The organism is Paenibacillus etheri (assembly GCF_001012825.1).
Lineage (GTDB): Bacteria > Bacillota > Bacilli > Paenibacillales > Paenibacillaceae > Paenibacillus_AQ > Paenibacillus_AQ etheri.
Window position 1 is genome coordinate 643,795 of record NZ_LCZJ02000019.1, and the last position, 22,204, is coordinate 665,998.

The following is a 22,204-nucleotide window of genomic DNA, read 5'->3' on the forward strand; positions in this document are numbered from 1 at the left end:
CAAGACAAGTATGCGGTCGAATAGTACCCTCTCTATCCGTTATGATGAACGAACCGGAGTGGGTACTATTCAAATGGAAAAATCACTTCGTATCTATGGATATAGAAAGCGTCCCATTGGATTCAATTAGAGAAATTTTGGCATTATCCGTCTGCCATACCTTACGAAAGGTTATACCTTCGCCTTCTTTTTCCATATCTGCTGTGTTATCTTCACCATTAGTGGTAGGTTCCTCTCCAAGCTGTTGCGTTATCTCTTGTGTTAATTTTTCCTTGGTAGCTTCTTCAAAATGCATCGTCTCTCCAATCACTCTTCCGGAGTCATCATAGTAGACCTGAAGAATTGCCTGGTGATTCACAATCTTCTCGTTATATTCGCGGGATAAAAGGGTGGAATTCGTACCTTCACTTCGATTGGGTGCGCCTTCGCCGAGAGATTGGACAACCTGAGCATCCTCTTTTCCAATCAAAGTGGCTAGAGAGTCAAGGCTATAACTTTCCGCAGCTCCGCTTGGTACAACCGTTGGAGGTGGCAGCTGGGATTTATCTGCTACTGGTCTTGAGCATGCACTAAGTGCAAGGACCGTAATCAGTAACAAACAAGTTTGCTTTAATTTCATCTTGGGTTTCATTCCCTTCGTTACTAGCTCTTGATGTATTTTTTACAATTTATTGAACGATTATGTATGGATGGAGCCAAATCTGTCCAAAAAAGACGATATCCCATGGAGTCAAATGACTTTGAGATACCGTCCTTCATCATGAATCTATTAATTAAAGTGAAGCTGAGGCTTGGCTGACCCAAGCCAGTAATTGAGCCGTATCTACTGTATCCCCTTTACGTAGTTTCAGTGTTTTTCTCTCCGGAGGACCCTCGAACATCCCTTCTGGAAACTCAAGCTCAATCGTATTAAAAATAACAAAGCTTACCGCGTCTTTCGATGTAGAGATAGCTGCTGCGTATTTACCATTTTTCAAAAAATGAGGCTTCTTATATTGAATACGCTCTTGCACATCCGGGATCGCTTGGTGAACAACCTCACGAAGCTTAGTAGATAACTCCACCTGCCATGGTTCTTTTAATGCTTCAATAAAATCGATGACTTCTAGATTCATTCTTCATCTCTCCTTGATGTACGTAAAGGTTTAAAGTTCTGCTGCAAGATTTCCACTACCATTTATTTCTTGTTCTTCAAGCCAAAATCCTTCTCTGATCTTTAAAATTTTTACTACTAACCAAATAAAAAAGGGAAGAGTTCCAAAGAACTCCCCCTCACGCTTTCGCTTAATGGATCGTCAGATTAAATCCGCTCTGAATATAATTCAGGTTGGGGTTAGCAATATTCGTTGTCGTCAGGTTGTTAAACGTTGCTGAACCATTGCCTGTATAGGTATAGATTGCCGAACCCTGATGTGGCCCAGAGAACCGTGAAGTGGTAATACCATCAAGTCCAGTGCCATTAATATTGATGTTATTGAACACGATATTCTCAAATCCACCACCATAACCGAACTGGATTGCATCGCGTTGTGTATTGATGATATCAATGTTGGTAAAGGTGACGTTCTTGATGGCATCATTCGAAGCTTCCAAATCGATGGCTCCACGTTCTCCGCCATATAGGTCTTTACTGGTACCACTTGTGACAATCGTAGTATCTGAGAAAACAATGCCCGCATTATTCTGGAAATGGTAACCAGGGAAAACGGTGTTCATACGAATACCAGAACCGCCTACAGTGTCGATGATGTAGTTGTGATCAGCCTTATGACCGCCGCCTCCAAAGAATGCTATGGCTGCTGCACGCCAGTTATTCTCAATAGTGTTATACGAGAATGTATTATTTACACCCGCTGGAGCACCATTGGTGTTACTAGTCCATACTGCAAGACCATCGTCACCGTTATTTCGTACGTTGGTATTTCGAACAATCGAATTGCTTGTTCCTTGGGAGTAGTTGATGCCATCGGCAAGATTGTTCCGAATCCGGCTGTTTTCAACAACAAGGCCACTGGCATAAATAGCAGGTGTATGAGCATAGTCGCCTACCCACATGCCACATTCAAAATGTTCAACCCAGACATCATGGATAATTGAATTAGTACCAAAGTTGTCCATAAACCCTTTGTAAATTGCATTTTGTCCATAACGGGATCGCAAATTCGAATTCATGTAAACATTACTAAAATCTAGCTTGCCGCTAATACGGAGTGAAATACCGCCACCTGCCGCATTAGGATTAGTAAACTGGATGTTTGTATGCCAGATCCCAGCACCTGTAACCGTAAAGTTGTTGATCATATTGCTAGCAGAACCAATTTCCCACATGCTGCTAAGATTAAACGTTCCGGCAGGAATATACATGCTCTTACCGCCTGCAACTGCTGCATTTACCGTCGCTTTAAAAGCTGCAAGGTCATCCTGACCGTCGTTTGCTACAGCACCATAGTCTGTTACAGATACGGAGTTCGCCGGACGAGCGACTGCAGTAGGAACAGGTTCGATTTCAAGGAAATCAACGCCATATTCCAGGCTATCTCCATTGTTCTTCTGAATACGGATGGTGTCTCCATGCTGCAGAGGAGTGTCCAATTTCCAGTGTACTTCATCAAATCGGAAGAGTGGACGCCCAGCACTAGGAGCATCACCAGGCATATCGCCCGAGAAATACTGCCAGCTATAGTAGGATGTTAACGATACCGTTTTGACTTTTACCCCATTCACATACACGTCAAGTGAACCATTCAGTCCCATACCATCCGAAGAGTCAGGCATAGTAAATCTCATAGTTACACCTGCGCCGCCTTGCCCATGTCTGACCGTCCATCCTACGTTTGATCCATTCGAAGGAAGGGCTACATAACGCTGACCAGATGCTTCTGAAGCAATTAGTGCTTGATCAAACGTAGGTACAGACTTCATTGTAGCTCCACCGCCGAGAGTAGCATCTTCGGTATCGTACCGACTGTAAGGCATGCTTGCACCACGTAAAGCATATACCACCAGGTTAGTCGTGCTTACATTGTTTGATTGCTTAGCTGTGACTTCATTCGCATCCACTTCAACGGTAGTGGTTACAGTGTAATTTCCGTTGACTGCTGTCCATGTCCCGGGAATCGTGACGTTAATGGAAGCTCCAGCAGTTATGGTCCCGGTATAGGATCCATTAAATGTCTGAATCGTGGACCCCGCTGAGTTCTTAAGAGCTACAGAAACGCCATGAGAACCGCTAGCAGAAGCAATGGTTCCTTGATTCTTGAGATTTACGTTAAAAGCTACTGTACTATTGGCAACTGGATTACTTGGTGTCCATGAAGCCACGCCAACTAAGTCAGAGCTGGATACAGGAGCGATAACGAGCGATGCCCCGTTCGTATAGCTGTTATTCCCTTCATTTTGCTCTAAAATCACATTACTCTCATCTACTTTAGCGCTAAGAGCATACGTCGCAGCGGTTTTGGCTCCAGCATTTAATTTCATTGAGGCTGTTGTCGAAGCGCCTGCAGTTAGTAAACCTACTGGAGCAGTTCCAACAAGCTCATTGTTTAAATAGAAGTTGACCGTTGTTGCTGCAGAGCTAGCATTTCCGTTGTTCTTAACAACTGTATTTAATGTTATTGCACTTGTCTCGACCGGAGTAGTAGGTGTCCAGGACATGCCTGTTATCATTAGATCAGGATTGGCTCCAGGTGTACCGAATACTTGGAATTCCGCGATTTGCCCTGCTGTCGCACCAGAGTTCGAAGTAATATTCAACTGCAGACGTTTAACCGTTGCCGTAACAGGTATGGTTACTGTATTGCCCGAGGTTGGATTAAACGTATACGATTGAGCCGCTACCAAATTTCCGAAGGTAGTCGTGTCTTGATTATGACCGAGCACCTGAATCGTTTGAGTGCGAGTGCTCCAAGCAGTGGCTGGGTTCAGCTTCAATACGATTGAAGTAATGTTGTGGTTCGCACCTAAGTCGAGCGTCAGCGAACTTGGATTGCTGCCACCTTCCCAGTACGTGCTTGTGTCGTTATCGTTAGCATTTGTTGCTACGAACGTTTGTGTACTGGAAGAAGCGGTAATCGTCTTACCGAAAGCAATATTGCTCCCAGGAGCAGGTGTTGGCGTTGCTGTTGGTGTGACCGTCGGTGTTGGTGTAGGCGTTGCTGTTGGTGTTTGCGTTGGTGTTTGCGTTGGCGTTGGTGTTTGCGTTGGCGTTGGTGTGACTGTCGGTATTGGTGTTGAAGTTGGTGTAGTCGTTGTCGACGCTACAGTAATTTGATCAAGATTAACGTTGCCAGAATCACCAGCATCATATTTGTATGCGATCGTGTTGTTTCCCGCATTCAGATTAAGGACTTCAACCTTAGCGCTCCATGAATCCCAATTTGCCAAGTTAGGAAGTGAGGTCTGGCCAATTTTGGTACCATTGACATAGATACTTACTGTCTTTGCGCTGCCACTTGCATTAGCATACTTCAACGTCACCTCACGACTGCCTGCTGCTGGCACGATAACCGTGAATGTCGTTGTTGCACCTTGTGTCAAGTATCCATCCACGAAGCCGGTACCGGAATATCCGGCATGATCCCTGTTCACTTTAGCTCCTCCAGACAGCGAGGCAGATTCAGCTTCGTAAGTGCCAGATGAGGTTGGGGTTGGAGTAGGGTTAGGACCACTGGCGCCGTAAATCTCGAATTCAGATAGCTGTGCTGCCGGCCACCCTGTGTTGCTCGTTACATTCAGACGAACATAACGCGTACTTGTTGAGGCAAAGTCGATTGTAACGCTGTTACCTGCCACTGATGGGTCAAATACATAATTCGTAGACCCTACAATGGTAGTGAACGTGGATCCGTTTGTGCTACCTTGAACAGCCAGTGTTTGCGACCGCGTCTCCCAACCAGCAGGGAGCTTAAGAACAATTTGATCAATATTCGTATTTGCACCTAAATCAACTTGAATCCATTGCGGGAATTCATTATTCGTACTTTCCCAATACGTACCTTGATTACTGTCTTTAACATTGTCAGGACTATAAGTTTGAGATTGACCGCTCGCTGTTACATTTTTACCGAGTGTCAGGTTTGGTCCTCCGGAGGCAGAAGCAAAATTAAACGGACCCGCAGCCAAGAACAAACTTGAAACCAGCATGGATACTACTAGCGACCATACAACATACTTGTTACGCATTTTAATTTTAATCCTCCTCAAATATGTTAGATTCTCAAAAATACACGAACCTATCAGAGTGCTCAAATGGTAGCGTTTTCAATAGAGATCATCCAGAGCACATTAAAAAGAACCACACCCTCCCTTCACTTTCAGACACTCTCATTATAGAGAAATAGCGCCTAGAGCTAGAAGATGTAATTCTACGGAAAAGATAAGTGATACCATTATCACAAAACTATGCAATTTACGGAATCTTTGACATCGGTTTAAACAAAAAAGAGCCCGATTAACGAGCGCTCTCTTTATCTACAGAAGGTGCGTTTAATAATACTACCCCTCCTACTATTAATACTATTCCGGCAAATGTAAGAATACCAAATGGATCTCCCCACACAATAATACCCACGAACGCTGTTAGAACTGTACCTACACCCGACCAAATCGCATAAGCTAAGCTTAACGGTAATTCTCTAAGACTTATGGATAAACTATAAAAAGCAATTACAAAACCAATAATAACCCCTATAGAAGGGAATAATTGCGTGAATCCTTCTGACATTTTCAGCATAGTAGTACCTACGACTTCGCTAGCAATCGCAATACTTAGAGCTATATATCCTGCATTTCTTTTCATGCTACAGCCTCCAAATTCTAATGAGCCCCACCAGAAAGCTTCATAATAATTACACCACCAATGATGAGTAGCAGACCAAGGAATTTCTTACGATTAAAGTTCTCTTTATAAATGACTACACCAATTATAGCTGTCAATGCGGTACCAACCCCTGACCAAATCGCATAAGCCGTACCTAATGGAATTGTTTTAAGCGCTAGAGAAAGACTATAAAATGCAAAGCCCATTCCAAGGATCACACCAATAGAAGGGAATATCCTTTTAAACCCGTTAGATACTTTTAGCATTGAACTGCCAAATACCTCACAGATGATCGCTGTTGCCAATAATACATATGAATTCAAAGATCGCCACTCCTTACTTCGTCATATTTATCAATTCTTGAATGACTTTCTTGCGTAATTCAACTTCTAACACACCTAGTCCGAACATCTCGGAATACCATAACCCATCAGCTGCCAACCTAACGATAGTAGAACGTACAGGATCAATGCCGTCGTTCTCTATGTTTTTTTGCCACATTGCATATTGATTTTGAAATTTACTAAGAATATCTGGATTGGTAAAAAGAGCAGCCGTTAGTGCGGTGCCGATCTCTTTGCCTTCCTTAAGATCCTCATCTATAGCTTCAGCAAAAGCCCGACTCCACTTTCCTTTTTCAAGCGTTTCGCGCATTGCCCTATCTTGAACATTGGTAAAAAAATCGTTCGTCAACTCTTCCACCATTCCTATGATTAAAGCTTCTTTATTTGGAAAATGGTGCAGCAGCCCGCCCTTACTGACCCCGGCTTCTTTAGCAACAGCTTCAAGCGTAAGCTTCTCTACTCCATTATTTTTAACAACCATGGATGCAGCTATTATAATAGTTTTACGTTTAGAATTACTGTTCACGTTGATCACCCCTGTTATTTACTATACCGTCTGGACGGTTTTGTTGTCAAATAAGAAATCTATCTTCATATTTAAAAAAAGCCCGGTAATCCAGGCTCACATTTTAAATCTATTGAGTTAAGTCTTTTATATACCAAACATCACAAGCAAAATGTTCCGAACCCGCAAGTGGCGCATTTAAACGATCAAACCCGCATTTTGCATAAAAACGGTTAGCTCCATGCATGTTCTGCAATGTCTCCAGATAGCAATTGTTGTAATGAAGTTTGGCAAAGTCCAACGCAATATTCATTAGTTCGGTCGCTACCCCAGTGCCTCTGATAGCAGGGGTTAAATACATCTTTTGTAATTCGCATATATTCTCTTCGCTCCCGAAAGGTGCAATTCCGCATCCTCCTAACACTGTTCCTTCCTCTTCTACAATCCAATAGGCCCTATTCTCACTATGATTGTAATATTCATATAAATGATGCAGGCTGTCATCTTCCCAGGCAAGCCCTGCTCTATTCCCGCCAAACTCAATTAGGCAGTTCCTAATGATCTCTTCAATTGCATAATTATCCTTCATTTGTATTCTTCTGATGTTCATGATTAATCGTTCCCCTAACTTTCGGTTATCAATTTATTGTCATTCTATTGTACCACTTCAATTTAAGGATAATTATAAGGGGTTTCATACATAATATAGGTAAATTTATTAAGGAGGGACTACAGTGAAAGTGGCAGCTAAGCAACTTTGGATTGCAGCGTTAGGCGGTGTGAATGAAATTGGTAAGAATATGTATTTCCTGCAATATGCTGATGATATTATTGTCATTGATTGCGGCTCTAAATTCCCGGACGAAAGTCTATTGGGAATTGACCTCATTATTCCTGATGTTACGTATTTATTAAGCAATCTTGATAAGGTTCGAGCATTAGTAGTTACACATGGACATGAGGATCATATTGGAGGAATTCCGTATCTGCTCAAACAACTAAATCTTCCGATCTATGCAACCCGGTTAACCTTAGGCCTAATTGAAAATAAACTGAGGGAACACGGGATATTACGTCAGACTAAGCTTCATGTCATTGATTCTGAGTCTACTTTAAAGCTAGGAGCGATTACTACAACCTTCTTTAATACGAATCATAGCATACCGGATTGCCTTGGTGTTGTATTCGATACCCCTGAAGGGACCGTTGTTCATACTGGGGATTTCAAATTTGACATGACTCCTGTTAATAAGCAGTATCCCGATATACATAAAATGGCCGATATCGGGAAGAACGGTGTAAAGTTCCTGCTCTCAGAGAGTACTAATGCAGAACGACCAGGCTTCACCCCCTCTGAGAAACTCGTTGGTGCTCATATAGAAGAAGCATTCATGAAAGCTGACCGCAGAATTTTCATCTCTACTTTTGCTTCAAATGTACATCGACTACAACAGATCATTGAAGCTGCTCATTTAACCAATCGTAGATTAACCTTATTAGGCAGAAGTATGGTGAATGTTGTTCGGGTAGCCCAAGAACTAGGATACTTGACCATTCCGGATAACATGCTGATCGAGCCTACAGAAGCTTCTAAACTCCCCCCAGAGCAAGTAACTGTATTATGTACAGGCAGTCAAGGTGAGCCCATGGCTGCGTTATCGCGTCTGGCTAATGCAAGTCATAGGCAGATGGAAATCCAGGCTGGAGACACCGTTCTGATTGCAGCTAATCCCATCCCCGGGAATGAACGTAATGTATCTAGAATTGTCGATAATTTATATGTACTTGGTGCTAAAGTCATCTATGGGTCACGCAGCGAGCTTCATGTGTCTGGGCATGCAAGCCAAGAAGAGCTTAAGTTAATGTTAACCTTGATGAAACCTGAATATTTCATACCGATTCATGGTGAATACCGGATGCTTCATCATCACAGCTTGTTGGCGGAGGCGGTTGGTGTTAATCCCAATAATATCTTTATTTTAAAAAATGGGGACATCGTCGAGTCTTCGTCAGGTGTTGTCCGCCAATCGGGCAAAGTGACTGCTGGACAGATCCTAGTGGATGGCCTTGGGATTGGCGATATTGGGAATGTCGTGCTTCGCGATCGTCGCCAGCTGTCGGCAGACGGCATTCTTATTACAGTGATTACACTAAGCCAAGCAGATGGACGTCTATTAAATGAACCGGATACTATATCCAGAGGATTCATCTATGTCCGTAATTCAGAAACTTTAATGGATGAAATCAACCAGCTTGTAACTTCCACTCTTCAAAAGATGAGTGAGCCTGACCTTGGCCAATGGAATATCATCAAGCAGACCATCAAGGAGACTCTGAGTAGATTCCTGTACGAAAAAACGAAACGACGTCCGATGATTCTTCCAATCATCATTGAGGTTTAATGTAGTAATACACCTGAATAGATGTAGGCGAATTCACACTCAATTATGAGTGAGAATCCGCCTTTTTTTGTTTTATAATTTTTATTACTCTTCTTTTATATATCCTGCTGATAGAATTAGATTCAAGTGCAATTTTCACATACAGAAGTAGAACTAAGCAAGAATTATCAAAATCCCTTTAAATGGGTGAGGTATATTAATACCAGAACAAGGAGGTGTTTAGACTGTATTACAAGATGATTCACAATAGTATTGAATTTATTGAGAAACATTTGGAAGAAGAACTGAATCTGGACAAAATTGCGAAAGAGGCTGGATTCTCCAAATTTCATTTCCACCGACTCTTTCAGAAATATGTCGGCAAAAGCGTAGCTGAATACATCCGTTCCCGTAGATTGAGTTCTGCTGCCCAACTACTGCTCTATTCCGAAGAACGCATTCTAGATATTGCAATGCTTTATGGTTTTGATAGCCAGGAGGCTTTTACACGAGCTTTTAAAGGACTTTATGCTCTCCCCCCAGCCCAATACAGATCTCAGATGAAACTATTGATTCAGGAAAGAGAGGAATTTACCATGTCCGATATTAATGGTTGGTTCATCACCGGAACATCCCCCAGCAAATATAAGGCATCATTAGATATGCAGATTTACCATAAGGGAAGGAACTCAGTATCATTGGAATGCGCAGCAACTGAACCACTCGAAGGGAATGAATTCGGTACTCTAATGCAGCAGTTTGACGCAAAAAAATATCTTGGGAGACGGATGCGGTTTGCCGGCTTTATCCGGACCGAGGAAGTCAGCGACTGGTGCGGCTTATGGATGCGTATTGATGACAAGCTCCAGAATATGCTGGGCTTTGACAACATGCAGTACAGAAGTATTAAAGGAACGGCTTCCTGGAATTTTTACGCTTGTGTGTTGGATATCCCTACAGAGGCGGATTGTATCAACATTGGCATTCTCCTATCGGGATCCGGTAAGATTTGGCTAGATGACTGCACCTTTGAAGAAGTGGGCATGGACGTTCCCGTCACCGATTCCCGCGCACGGAAAGATGAAATTCCGACGGAACCGCAGAATCTGAAGTTTGAAGCCTAAAGTTTGTTTACCGGAGCAAAGTCTTGAGAAATGATCTATTGCATCTATTATATAAAAAAACAGGATACCCTTCGGAGAATCGAAGTAAGGTATCCTGATCCTGTTTATAAGATTCGTTATTTGAACTAGTATACTTAGAATACTTTTGTCGTCCAATCTTCGCAATTCCAGATATCGGTCACGATGTCCTGATAAAAATCTGGTTCGTGAGAAATCATAAGAATGCTTCCTTTGTATGCTTTCAGTGCACGTTTCAGTTCATCTTTGGCATCGATATCCAAGTGGTTCGTCGGCTCATCCAGTACGAGAATGTTAGTCTCACTGTTAATGAGCTTGCAAAGACGCACTTTAGCCTTTTCTCCACCACTAAGAACAGCAATCTTACTTTCGATATGTTTCGTCGTCAGTCCGCATTTGGCAAGGGCAGCACGTACTTCGAATTGTGAAAGGGAAGGGAATGTATCCCAGATCTCCTCGATACAAGTCTTGTAATTACCTTCTTTCATTTCTTGCTCAAAGTATCCAATCTCTTGATGGTATCCACGTTCTACAGAACCGGACAATGCTTGGATTTCGCCTAAGATGCTACGGAGCAACGTTGTCTTACCGATCCCGTTCGCACCAACTAGCGCAATCTTTTGTCCACGCTCCATCAACAAATTAAGCGGTCTGGACAACGGTGCATCATATCCGATAACCAATTCTTTTGCCTCGAAAATCATCTTACCCGCAGTTTTTCCTTCTTTAAAATTAAACTGTGGTTTTGGCTTTTCTTTTGCAATCTCGATGATTTCCATCTTGTCGAGCTTCTTCTGTCTGGACATCGCCATGTTACGAGTAGCTACGCTGGCTTTATTACGCGCAACGAAGTCTTTCAGCTCTGCGATTTCTTGTTTCTGACGATTATATGCAGATTCAAGCTGTTGTTTTCTCATTTCGTAGACCTGTTGGAATTGCTCATAATCACCCACATAACGAGTCAGCTTTTGATTCTCCATATGGTAGATCAGATTAATAACGCTGTTCAAGAAGGGCATGTCATGAGAGATCAGGATAAATGCATTATCATACTCTTGAAGATAACGTCTCAGCCATTCAATATGCTGCTCATCCAGATAGTTCGTAGGCTCATCTAGGAGCAAAATATCCGGTTTTTCAAGCAACAGCTTCGCAAGCAAGATTTTGGTACGCTGACCACCACTAAGATCAGCTACGTCACGATCCAATCCAATATCTGTGATTCCTAGACCGCGCGCGGTTTCTTGTATCTTTGCATCGATCATGTAGAAATCTTGATTTGTAAGTGTATCTTGGATGGTACCAACTTCTTCAAGCAGCCTTTCCAGCTCTTCAGGCGTCACGTCACCCATTCTGCCGTACATATCGTTCATCTCTTGCTCAAGATCAAAGAGGTATTGAAAAGCCCCTCTGAGTACATCTTGAATGGTCATGCCTTTGGTCAACACTGCATGCTGATCTAGGTAGCCGACACGCACCCGTTTAGACCATTCAACTTTACCTTCATCTGGCTGCAGCTTGCCTGTAACAATATTCATAAAAGTGGATTTACCTTCGCCGTTAGCGCCGAATAATCCGATATGCTCGCCTTTTAGAAGACGGAATGAAACATCCTTGAAGATCGCACGATCTCCAAAGCCATGACTTAATCCTTCTACATTTAATATGCTCATTTATGGACACCTTTTTCTTATTTTTCTCGCTATATTATAAGCAGGATTACACAAAAACTCAATGGAGAAGCAAAAAAATATCATATTATGGCCCATAATGCGAAATATCGCAGCTATTCCGTTCCTATCTGCCTCATGGAGATTTTGCGCTGGCGATTACACACCAACTTTTATATGATAGTATGCAGAGATGCATATAGCGTTGAATTGAGCTTCTAAGGAGAGTCAGCGATGAACAAACTTGTATTTTTTCTGGGGCCGGCTGGGGCAGGCAAAACGACATTAGCTAAAGCGATCGCTTCAGGGCGCAAAGTTCCCTTCTTTGATATGGATATTCTCTTACGACCAGCCGCTGACGCCATCATGACCTTACACGGATTGGACCCAGCGGACAGAGACTCTGCCGAGTACAAAAGATTATGCCGTAATTTGGGTTACCGGATTACGATGGACGCCGCGCTAGATAATATCGGTCTGAATGTGGATGCATTTGTAGTTGGGCCATTTACCCAAGAGGCTGCCAACCCTGACTGGATCAGCAGTGAGTTATCTCGAATTGGACGTTCCCTGAAAGATGTTGAGGTTAAAGTTGTTTTAGTTGAACTAGCCAATGAAGAATTGTATCGGACACGAATTCATGATCGACAATCACCATTAGATGAATGGAAGTTCCAACATTGGGATGAATTTCGCAAATCTTTTGGAAACCGTAATGTGAAGTGGCCCCTCCCAAGTTCCAATGTTAAGGTAATCGACAATTCTAACCCTGACATCACGAAGACTGTGGCTACGGTGGAACATTTTATCTACGGCTAGGAAATAAATAGCTCTTCAATGATCATTTGTTTACGAAAAATAAGACCGGCAAAGAGAGAAATCTCTTGCCGGTCTTATTTTTATTACTGAATATACATTTGACTTACCAGATCTCCAGCTATGACTTCGGTAGGAATCACAAATTCAACAGATCCCATAGCACCAGGGGCTACATCGTATTCATTGAACACAATCACAAGCTTGCCATCATTATTGATATAGAAACTCTGATCTTTTGAAATGGAAGTAAACATATCCGTTAGCTCATCATCGCCGCTCTCCGGGATCCAATACACAATATTGGGGTCAGTTTTCATTTGCGCAATCATCTGCTCTTTAATATTTTGGCTAATCCGTTCAATGTATTGTTCATCCTTAAATAACATCGGTAACGTTATAAGGATTTGGTTCATTTTGTCTATCGTATCAAAAGTGACTTCCTCAGAAGAAGAACCTGACGTTTCGACAACATATCTTCCAATGGAGAAAATACGATCATTGTCCGTTTTGACTTCATAACCCGTGTCCAGACCTAAGTGGCCTCCACCTTGCTTCTTCAACTCTTCGATCTCCGCTTGGAACTTATCGTAAAGTGCTTTGTTCTCACTTAAGTACTTGTTATTCAATCCAAGTTCCAGCTCTTTGTTCTCCATGTTCGTAACGGCCGGCACTTTGATATTGGCATCGTAGTTTTCTTCCGCCACAATATATTCTTTAATGGTTAGTACTTTAATAAGCCGTTCGACACCTGGAATGGAGGATAATGCACTCGCCACGGTTATACTAGTGTTAATCGCAATCAAAAAGACAATAGCAGCAACACCCACACTGGCAAACCATTTATATTTCAACCGTTTTTTTCTTCTTTCTTTAAGTGATTGTTTCAGAGAGCGATTCACCATTAAATCTAATTGTTCTGGAATAGGAACCTCGCTATATTCCTTATGTAAATCTTTTAAATGGTCTACCATCTTACATAAGCTCCTTTGAGGCTTCATCCTTCAGTTTCACCCGCAATAACTGAAGTGCCTGATAAAGTCTTGTTTTTATCGTATTCGTGTTCTCGTTAAGAACCTCCGCCACTTCACTAATCTTCATGTCTTCAAAGTATCTCAGTACGATCACGCTTCGGTATTTCGTCGGCAGATCTTCAAGGGTTCTTTTCAAATCTATATCCGAGTAAACATCCTCCGCACCAGGACAATAGACATCTATCATCTCTGGCTCCATCGTCTGGACCTTTTTGTTTCTGCGCAGAAAGTCTAACGAAGTATTCACGACAATACGGTAAAACCAGCTTTTCACGGCATCAGGATTCTTCAACAATTCAAGATTATCCATCGCTTTATAAATGGAATCCTGAACAATATCGAGAGCATCCTCTTTGTTTTTGACATAGCTGTAGGCGAGTCTGTAGACATTCTCTTTGTTTTCGATGATACAATTGGTTAATATTTTCTCAGTTTTCCTATTCAACATTGTAGATTATCCTTCTCTGTTTGTTATCTAGTGTTGTAATAGGTGTAAGACGTTTAGCGAGTACAAAAAAGTTTGGAGTTTTACTTATTTTTCACAAACTTTCCAAGGCTTTCGCAAGAAGTGAGGCGTAATACTTGGAACCCTCTGGTTTAAGATGCACACCATCTTGGTAGAAATAATCGTCTCTTCCTTCACTAGCAGAGTACCAGTCTACTACGGTCGTATTACTATATTCACTGGAAACTTTTGAAATATTGTGATTCACATTATTCTCCCATTTTCTTGGGACGCGAGTATTGACCAAAAGAATCTGCTCAACATCACTTAATGAATCCAGTAAATCACGTAATTGCTTTGAACTAAAAGATCCGTTAGTCCCCAGCTCAATGATCACCTTTTTACCCAGCCGGCCTTGAGCTTTAAGCTGATCCACTACCTCCTGAGCTTTCGCCATCTGCCGACCGATCTTTCCCTCGATGACAATGCCAGGTAATTCCTCTGAGAGGTATGGTGCTACGTCCAAAATGACAGAATCTCCAATGGCCGTGACGCCCTCACCAGATTGATTCTTCTCAACTACAGATGTCTTTTCTTCAGGAACAGATTTTTCCACTTCTGTTTCAGGCTTTACCACTTCTGTATTTATAGCTCCCACCTTAGGATCAGGTTTTTTCGCTTCAGGTTCAGTTGTTGCGGGATCATCCTTTATTCCCAAATCTTGTTGTTCTTGCTGTTGCAGTTGTTGTTCTTGCTGTTGCAGCTGTTGTTGTTCATACTGCATATCTGCCAATTCGATCGCAGGCGTATCCGATCCAGCGTTTAACAAATAGCCTTTGCATGCGATAGGGATAAGAATCACAGCAATAATTGCCATTAAGAAGCCTGGACGAAGACCACCCCGTCGTTTCACACTGATGTTCTTCCAAGTTTCATTAAATGAACCTCGCCGAATGGGCTCCTCCACATACTTATATGACAATGCAGCTAGAAGAAAACTTACTGCTACCTGAATGATGATACGTAGAATGCTACTTTCTTCAGTATTCACATTCGGACTGCTAAGGATAATAACTGGAAAATGCCATATGTATAAGCTATATGATCGCACCCCGATCCAACGCAAAGGTTTACAGCCTACGATCGCTCCCAGACGGCTAGCAGGATGAGCGAGTACGGCAATAACTACGGCAGCAATCAAAGAAATTACTAAAAACCCGCCACGATATAGCAAATCATCAAACTCATTAACCTGATAAAAAAGTACCAACAATAGAATGAGTCCTAATCCGCCAACAATATCAAGCACACGCCGAGCCGGTTCAGAGACCTTATCATTAAGTTTCTGACTTGGCCAAGCAACTGCAAGTGCTGCTCCAATGAGAAGTGCAAATACGCGGGTATCCGTTCCATAATACACTCTACTCGGGTCTGTACCCGGTACGTAGATCAAAGCCATCGCCAAAGCTGAGACTGCAGCGCAAGCCATTATCCATGCAATAAGCTTTCCCCGCCGACGAGCGATCTTCATCACGATAATGAGAACTATTGGCCATAAAATATAAAACTGCCCTTCAATAGAAAGCGACCATAAATGCCCGATCGGAGAAGGCGGACCAAAGCTTTCAAAATAGGAAACATTGTGAAATATCAGCCACCAGTTATTGAAGTAAAATAAGGAAGATATAAAGTCACCCTTGAGCCCAAACAATCTTGACGGTTCTATAATTAAAAGCCATATGGCAACCACAAAAAGCATGACGACCATCGCAGGCAACAGCCTCCGCAACCTACGAACCCAAAAGTCTAAAAGGTTCAGTCTTCGGTGCCGCTCCCACTGGCTAATGATTTGGTCAGTAATGAGATATCCTGAGATTACAAAAAATATTCCAACGCCTAGAAGTCCACCCTCAGCCCAATTCAGATTCAAATGATATGCGATTACAGCGAGTACTGACAAAGCCCTTAGACCATCAATTCCTGGCACATAACGCCTGCCGCCTACAGATTGTATAGAAGACTGGCTCCTCATATTATTTCTGAAAAGCTTCGTGTTGTCTTTCATAATGTTTCAGTCCTTACCGTCGATTTATCGTTCCATAAGTAAGACGCTGTAAACGTATGAAAAGTTCTGTAATTAACTGAAAATGTTATTAAATAAAAAAAGTATCTGGCAGAGAAATCTGCCAGATGTTTTTTTCATTAAATATCCTGCACTTCAATTTGTAGAATATCTGATACAAATTGGACAGGTACGTACGTCTTGTTATCTTGAAGCACAGGTGCAGCACCTAATGCTTTAGGAGCCATTTTTGCTATAAAATAAGCATCTTTGTTAATAGAAACACTTGTCCATTGCGCTCCCTTTATTAACTCAGATGTTTTGGTAGCTTGATTCCACTTCAATTCAAAGTTTAATTGATTGGATATATCACGTAATGATATCATCAGCACACCTTGCTTGTTGGTAAAACTTGATACTTTTTTCAAATCAAGCTTTGCCACGTCTGTGGAATTATTATTCAAGCTAAAACGAAACTCTGGTGATCCTAAATACCCAGCTGCAATACTGTATTTAGGGAATACGATCACTAGGTCACCTTTATCGATATAGAATGATTGCTCAACAGAAGTTCCTTTATATTCTTCCAAGAAATATTTGTCGGAGTCCTTTTTAATTTCCGCAAGAATATCTGAATCAAGCTTTTCTTTGTAGTTAGCACCGAGCAGGTCAGAAAGAGTAACAAGTTGTGCCTCAGCTATATTTCTCACATTATAAGTATCCATCCGCGGCATGCTAGTTCCGCCTTCAGAGCCTTCAGTTATAACCGTCAAAGAGATAATGCCTGCTGGATTACCTGTCCCGTCTGACTTCAGCTCATAAGTAATATTAAGCGTGTAGGGATAGAATTCTTGTTGATTTGCTTGTGCTTTTTGACCCATTTCAGCGGCGTCTTTCTCCCATTGTGCCAAATCCTTTTCAGCATGTGACAAAATAATATCATTCAGCTCATCTTGGTATTGCTTGTCTAGCATCCCTGTTAGTTGTGGAACTTTAATATCAGCGATTAAATATTTACTTGTTGTGCTAAGAACTTTTTCTTGGATCTTAATGCCAGTAAGCGCTGGGGTCGTAGATTGCACCATTGAAGAAACACTAGCTGCTACTGATGTGGATGCCATACCATGAACCGGTAAGGAAGCTAAGCTCACCCCCATAATAGCCGCACATCCAACTGCACTCATTTTAAATAGATTTTTTGTTGTTTTATTCATATCTCGTCATCCTCCATCTCTATTTATAAGTGCCTTCCGATGACACTCATTAGCTAGGACGCAGGGGGACCTCTAAAAAGTTTTCTGATTTTCTAATTTAAAAATAATTCCTTCTACTTCTGTGCCCTGTAACTCTACGTAAAAAGGCTGCATAGCATCATTTAGGCAATACTCTAGCCGCAGTCTTAGGTTTTTCCATGTGAGCATATCCCTTGCTTGTTCTATTGAGAAAAAGCCCACTTCCAAGCTTTCAGAACTAGTAGCAGTCGCACCACCGATAGCTTTCCCCAGAAATAATGTAGTGCAAATAGATCGATCTACATTTTGAAAAACGCCGCAGAACTTATTAATTTCTATATCAATGCCCGATTCTTCTTTGGCTTCCCTGATCGCTGCTTCTTTAAGTGACTCTCCTACTTCGACCTGTCCGCCAGGCATCTCCCATCCTCGGCGTGGACCTTTTATTAATAAAATCTCTCCCTGATCATTAAACACAACGGTAGCTGCAGAAAGAATATGTTTTGGGGATGCCATATTGGTTACCTCCGTCATTAAAGCTCTAAACAAGCTATGTCATTTAGAGCATCGTGAATATTGCGGGCAAGCCACACTCTATCCTGCTCACGTTGTGACTCCGAAAATTCTTGAAATAACAAAAGCACTAATTCCAGTCGACGCTTCTCAATAAAGAGCGGGAGCTCTTCTAGCCACTTATTGTCGAGTGCATACTCTCGATTATACCCCTTCATAAAGGACCTCAGCATGGCTGCCGCAAGACTAGAAGTTCTACTCTGCTCTACCTCCGGTTTTCGCCAATCTCCAAAGATGGTCGAGTAATAAACGGCAATGGCAATATCATGCACCATATAGTCGTATCCGCAATCATCAAAGTCAAACACGGTGATCCGCCCCTCATGCACGAAAAAATTACCCGAATGCAAATCACGGTGACATAGTCCATAGCCTTCTCGATTCCGCGGCAACTGGTTAATCCGATCATTTATCTGAAGCAACTTTTCATAAAGCTGCTGTTCAACAGTGCCAAAGTTAGCATAGTCAAAATCTAGCTTACCCTGATGTGGCCTTGCCAGAACAGTCTCCGGACGTTCGTAATGCAGAGTTACAGCATGCATTCTTCCTGTTACCTCACCCCATTGCTCAAAAAGCTCCGTTCCCCAATAGGGATCAGAAGCATTAACATGACCACCCGGTGCTTTCTCCATTACACAGATCATAAATCTTTCCTCTTCTTTGACTACCGTTTGTACCAAACTGCCATCCTGAAAGGGAATGGGGCGAGCCAGTTTCACACCATGCTTTGCAAGATGATCCATAAAGTCAAGTTCAGAGATAACCATCTCCTGCTCCTGATGAGACTGATGAGTTACACGTAAAATAAATTCATGATCATCTTTTGGAAAGCTATAGACAACATTTTCAAAGCCACCAATATACTTTATCGTTGTCCAATCGACTTGAATCTGTTCTGCAGCTTGTTTAAGCATTTCTTCATCGAATTTCACCTGCCAGTTAGGCATTTCAATCACGCTCCTACCTTCTAAGAAAATACCATTTAAATGGTATATTTTGTATAGTTGTGCTTTATAAAGATATTTTAACACTTCACTACCAATAAAAGAAGCAATCAAAAAAGGTAGGAACAGCCTAGAACTTTAACAAAGTCCATGACTGTTCCTACCTTGATCTTTTTTCATTACTTATGAACTTAAATTTCTATTGGTTACTTTATAGCTGAAAGCTCGTCTTCCGTTACCCACTTATGATTTTCCACTTCATCTCCACCCGTAGTAGGTGTGTAATCAATCATATATACCGTAGTTTGTTCAGCTTCGTTAATTTGAGCCGTTGCACCTTTCATATCTTTCATATGGTCAGCTTCCATTACGACTTCTGAGCCTGATTCATAGGGTTTGTCCGCTGCTTTTTTGATTTCTTCATGAATAATCCACTTGTGGTTTGTAACTGGCATTCCACCTGTTGTAGGTCTATAAGAAACCATATAGGCTGTAGTATCAAAAGCACCTACAATCGTTGCTGTGGCCCCCTTCATACCTTTCATATGGTCCGTTTGGATGATCGCTTTATCTCCTACTTTAAAAGTTGGATTCTTTGCCACTTTCAAATTCTCGGGTACTTCACTTGAACTAGAGTGTGTGGTATGTTCCATTTGTCTATCGTTTGATGACATTTTATTGCCATAGCTATTATCATCACCACATGCGCTTAGAGTAAGTGCGGCTGCGATTATGAATATAGATAATTGCTTCTTCATATATAAAACCTCCGAAGTTTATTTGTCTATGATTATTCATTTACCCATTTCGTAGGATCACAAACCGAATCAGGTATCTTCGAAAACGTAAAATAAAATTAATATAAAATAACAAACAACCTGTCTAACCATAAAGGTCGGACAGGCTGTTTTTATGAAAGCTTGCTATTAATGCTAAGATGGCCCGAGACGGGGTCGAACCGCCGACACTAGGATTTTCAGTCCAATGCTGATTTGATTAGCTTTATCCATTACAAAAATTAAAAATCATCTTTAATTCATCATCAAAAGACTTCTTACATTCTTCTTGAAAGCTATTACCCGTATATTCTTTTAATGTCTTTCTCCAAAAATGCTGGGCTCTCCTATTTGTAGCTGTGGGATTGGTTTGCAGCTCCCATTTTCCAATATGAAGATTAAAAACCTCCTTAGCCGCACGTTCAGCGATTCCCTTACCTCGAAAGGGCCGCAGGATAAAGAATTCGTTTAAATAAAATTCACAACCTGGTGGTGTATATGGTGGTGTGGCTACTAATGCAAAGCCAGCAGGAATTCCATCCACTTTTATTAAATAAGGATATAAAACCCCCGGCTTCCCCCACCATATGTCGAAGACTTTATTCTGTTCATTCAGCGTCTGTGTTTCATTATCCTCGTATACCCCGTATTGATTAGGAAGGTTCCCCCATATTTCTGATAGATCGTGTAAGTATAGTGGGTAGAGATTGTTAATCATAAACTTCGTCGTGCTGTCAGTTAATGTTATGGTGATATTCATTTCGTTCGCTCTCTCCTATCGAATTCTTGAATATATTTATGGTGATCACTCAAATAACGTTCTGTATAGTTATCTTTTGTATACTCCTTAAGCACTTTTCTCCAAAATGCTATAGCGGGTTTATTATTTTCCATTTGTGCAAGCTTCCAATTAGCTTTAAACAAATCTAGTGTTTTGGTAGCGGCAGCCGTCCCTATTCCATTTCTTCTGTATTTCTGCAAAATCATAAAGTCAAAGATCACATGAGTTGGATCTGGGTCTGTGTCCAAGTTCTCAAAAAGAACAACCACAAATCCAACAATATATCCTGAAATCACAATCAGATAAGGATTCCATCGATGATCCCCTTCCCAAAAATAATCAATATTCACCTCGAATTCCCCATGCCGGTTCACATCTTGATCGGTAAATAAACTGAAATCATAATAGTAAAGCTGATATAGATTAGACAGTACCTCTTTATCTTCAACGGTTACTGGAACAAGTTTAATTTCCATCATACCTCCACGTTTTCTTCTTTATTGTCGTCACTTCTGTACTTAGTATAATCACGACTTCACTCTAGTTATATGCCATATTTAATTTGAATTGAATTTTATATAAAGTCATTATTCATCAAAAATAAAGCTTTATCAAAGGCTGCTTGAATATCCTCCAATATATAGTCTGTGTCACCATCAACATAAAAAGCGTTAGAGTACTTCTTCATTCTCGCCTTAAATCTTACGGATATAGTACAAACATCACGCATATTATAATTGTATAAAAATGGGAGGTGTGCTTTGATATGCCGGATCCTTTTGTATCGAGGTCTCTAGATGAAATAAGATTCTGGTCACGAATCATGAAAGAACACTCTTTTTTTCTTAAATTAGGATTTCGTTGTGAAGACACGCAACTAATTAATGAAGCGAACCATTTCTACGCCACATTCGAAGCCATAGAGAATAGATCCCTCGGATTTACTGTGGATTCTGATCCAGCAGTAATACGGAAGTTTAACGAGGAAGTTCATAGCGCGGCTTCACATATCTGGGCTTTCAAAAGGAAAATATTAGGATTAATTTTACGATGCAAACTTCCAGGTGGTACGAATTTCCCTTTATTAGTGGATCATGTCAGTAGGGAAGCCAATTATTTTAGAAATCGACTGGAAGAATTGAATCTAGGTAGGTTAGATCCTTTACCTGACGCAATTATCAATGAAAATGTCTTCTTTCTACGTATAATGGCGGACCATGCCAAATTCATTGGACATTTATTGGACCCCTCTGAGCGTCAACTCGTTGAACAAGCGAGAAATTTCAGCCATGATTTCGATACATTGTTATATCAAGCTATTGATCTTAGTTCCATGCGTCCTCAATCCCAAACTAAACCCCTACTAAGTCAGCAACTTGACGAGAATAAAGTTTCGGTTAAATCCCTCCGTGATTTTAAGAAAACGGCGCGGGATCTTATTGAGGAATGCCGAATAAAAAGCATCATCCATCCACTTCTTGCGGATCATGTATTCCGAGAAGCGGAAAGATTCCTCTATATTATTGATGCATTTGAAGCCTCTTTGAATATGAATAAACAAATCGTATAGCATTTCATATTTAATGGATAGGGCGACTACTTGTATCAAAAATACAGGTTGTCGCCCTATCCGTCTTTATATTTGAATTCGTTTGTTTCGGTGATCCACCCCAAAGCT

General features: G+C 41.4%; 21 protein-coding genes and 1 tRNA gene. 4 read left to right on the forward strand and 18 right to left on the reverse strand.

Annotated elements, in window-relative coordinates:
• Positions 1-82: 82 nt before the first annotated feature.
• From UQ64_RS12295 to UQ64_RS12325, 7 genes are all read right to left on the reverse strand, one after another.
• Positions 83-598, reverse strand: coding sequence for a hypothetical protein (locus UQ64_RS12295; protein ID WP_209445774.1), 516 nt, complete (start codon positions 596-598; stop codon positions 83-85).
• A gap of 175 nt (positions 599-773) precedes the next feature.
• Entirely contained in the window at positions 774-1,115 is a 342-nt protein-coding gene (locus tag UQ64_RS12300; RefSeq protein WP_060623735.1) for a DUF1801 domain-containing protein, read from the reverse strand.
• Between the two features lie 169 nt (positions 1,116-1,284).
• Positions 1,285-5,184 carry a discoidin domain-containing protein gene (locus UQ64_RS12305; protein WP_060623736.1) on the reverse strand — a complete coding sequence of 1,300 codons (3,900 nt, stop codon included), beginning with the start codon at positions 5,182-5,184 and terminating at the stop codon, positions 1,285-1,287.
• Positions 5,185-5,452: 268 nt separating this feature from the next.
• Complete coding sequence (locus UQ64_RS12310; RefSeq protein ID WP_060623737.1) at positions 5,453-5,800, reverse strand: DMT family transporter; 348 nt, start codon at positions 5,798-5,800, stop codon at positions 5,453-5,455.
• Between the two features lie 17 nt (positions 5,801-5,817).
• Positions 5,818-6,144, reverse strand: a complete 327-nt coding sequence (locus UQ64_RS12315) for a DMT family transporter (protein WP_060623738.1) — start codon at positions 6,142-6,144, stop codon at positions 5,818-5,820.
• 13 nt (positions 6,145-6,157) lie between these two features.
• Positions 6,158-6,691, reverse strand: coding sequence for a TetR/AcrR family transcriptional regulator (locus UQ64_RS12320; protein WP_082651101.1), 534 nt, complete (start codon positions 6,689-6,691; stop codon positions 6,158-6,160).
• Positions 6,692-6,800: 109 nt separating this feature from the next.
• Positions 6,801-7,280, reverse strand: a complete 480-nt coding sequence (locus tag UQ64_RS12325; RefSeq protein WP_060623739.1) for a GNAT family N-acetyltransferase — start codon at positions 7,278-7,280, stop codon at positions 6,801-6,803.
• A 124-nt stretch (positions 7,281-7,404) separates the two neighbouring features.
• Here UQ64_RS12325 and UQ64_RS12330 point away from each other — a divergent pair, with 124 nt between their 5' ends.
• Positions 7,405-9,072, forward strand: a complete 1,668-nt coding sequence (locus UQ64_RS12330; RefSeq protein ID WP_425339589.1) for a ribonuclease J — start codon at positions 7,405-7,407, stop codon at positions 9,070-9,072.
• Between the two features lie 236 nt (positions 9,073-9,308).
• A complete protein-coding gene (locus UQ64_RS12335) occupies positions 9,309-10,175 on the forward strand; it encodes a helix-turn-helix domain-containing protein (RefSeq protein WP_060623740.1) in 867 nt (288 codons plus the stop codon).
• Positions 10,176-10,309: 134 nt separating this feature from the next.
• Here UQ64_RS12335 and UQ64_RS12340 read toward each other — a convergent pair whose 3' ends face one another.
• Positions 10,310-11,866: an ABC-F family ATP-binding cassette domain-containing protein gene (locus UQ64_RS12340; protein WP_060623741.1), complete on the reverse strand. Its 1,557-nt coding sequence runs from the start codon at positions 11,864-11,866 to the stop codon at positions 10,310-10,312.
• A gap of 231 nt (positions 11,867-12,097) precedes the next feature.
• Between UQ64_RS12340 and UQ64_RS12345 the strand changes: the two genes are divergently transcribed.
• Positions 12,098-12,682, forward strand: coding sequence for a P-loop nucleotide/nucleoside kinase family protein (locus UQ64_RS12345; protein ID WP_060623742.1), 585 nt, complete (start codon positions 12,098-12,100; stop codon positions 12,680-12,682).
• Positions 12,683-12,765: 83 nt separating this feature from the next.
• Here the strand turns inward: UQ64_RS12345 and rsiV are convergent, their stop codons facing one another.
• The 10 genes from rsiV to UQ64_RS12390 all read right to left on the reverse strand — a co-directional run bounded on the left by rsiV (position 12,766) and on the right by UQ64_RS12390 (position 21,005).
• Positions 12,766-13,653 carry an anti-sigma-V factor RsiV gene (gene rsiV, locus UQ64_RS12350; protein ID WP_060623743.1) on the reverse strand — a complete coding sequence of 296 codons (888 nt, stop codon included), beginning with the start codon at positions 13,651-13,653 and terminating at the stop codon, positions 12,766-12,768.
• Between the two features lies 1 nt (position 13,654).
• Entirely contained in the window at positions 13,655-14,161 is a 507-nt protein-coding gene (locus UQ64_RS12355) for an RNA polymerase sigma factor SigV (RefSeq protein ID WP_060623744.1), read from the reverse strand.
• Between the two features lie 91 nt (positions 14,162-14,252).
• Positions 14,253-16,145 carry an acyltransferase family protein gene (locus tag UQ64_RS12360; protein WP_425339590.1) on the reverse strand — a complete coding sequence of 631 codons (1,893 nt, stop codon included), beginning with the start codon at positions 16,143-16,145 and terminating at the stop codon, positions 14,253-14,255.
• Between the two features lie 215 nt (positions 16,146-16,360).
• Complete coding sequence (locus UQ64_RS12365) at positions 16,361-17,434, reverse strand: stalk domain-containing protein (protein WP_060623745.1); 1,074 nt, start codon at positions 17,432-17,434, stop codon at positions 16,361-16,363.
• A gap of 72 nt (positions 17,435-17,506) precedes the next feature.
• Positions 17,507-17,968 carry an NUDIX hydrolase gene (locus UQ64_RS12370; RefSeq protein ID WP_060623746.1) on the reverse strand — a complete coding sequence of 154 codons (462 nt, stop codon included), beginning with the start codon at positions 17,966-17,968 and terminating at the stop codon, positions 17,507-17,509.
• A gap of 17 nt (positions 17,969-17,985) precedes the next feature.
• A complete protein-coding gene (locus UQ64_RS12375; protein WP_060623747.1) occupies positions 17,986-18,972 on the reverse strand; it encodes a phosphotransferase enzyme family protein in 987 nt (328 codons plus the stop codon).
• A 203-nt stretch (positions 18,973-19,175) separates the two neighbouring features.
• On the reverse strand, positions 19,176-19,727 hold the full coding sequence (locus tag UQ64_RS12380) for a YdhK family protein (protein ID WP_060623748.1): 552 nt from the start codon (positions 19,725-19,727) through the stop codon (positions 19,176-19,178).
• A 180-nt stretch (positions 19,728-19,907) separates the two neighbouring features.
• Positions 19,908-19,973 (reverse strand) — tRNA-Phe (locus UQ64_RS30820).
• Complete coding sequence (locus UQ64_RS12385) at positions 19,972-20,505, reverse strand: GNAT family N-acetyltransferase (RefSeq protein WP_060623749.1); 534 nt, start codon at positions 20,503-20,505, stop codon at positions 19,972-19,974. The genes UQ64_RS30820 and UQ64_RS12385 overlap by 2 nt, the downstream gene beginning before the upstream one ends.
• Positions 20,502-21,005, reverse strand: coding sequence for a GNAT family N-acetyltransferase (locus tag UQ64_RS12390; RefSeq protein WP_245237936.1), 504 nt, complete (start codon positions 21,003-21,005; stop codon positions 20,502-20,504). Before UQ64_RS12390 ends, UQ64_RS12385 begins: the two co-directional genes overlap by 4 nt.
• A gap of 287 nt (positions 21,006-21,292) precedes the next feature.
• Between UQ64_RS12390 and UQ64_RS12395 the strand changes: the two genes are divergently transcribed.
• Positions 21,293-22,096 (forward strand): DUF2935 domain-containing protein, encoded by an 804-nt coding sequence (locus UQ64_RS12395; RefSeq protein WP_060623751.1) that lies wholly within the window; start codon positions 21,293-21,295, stop codon positions 22,094-22,096.
• The last annotated feature ends 108 nt before the right edge of the window (positions 22,097-22,204 follow it).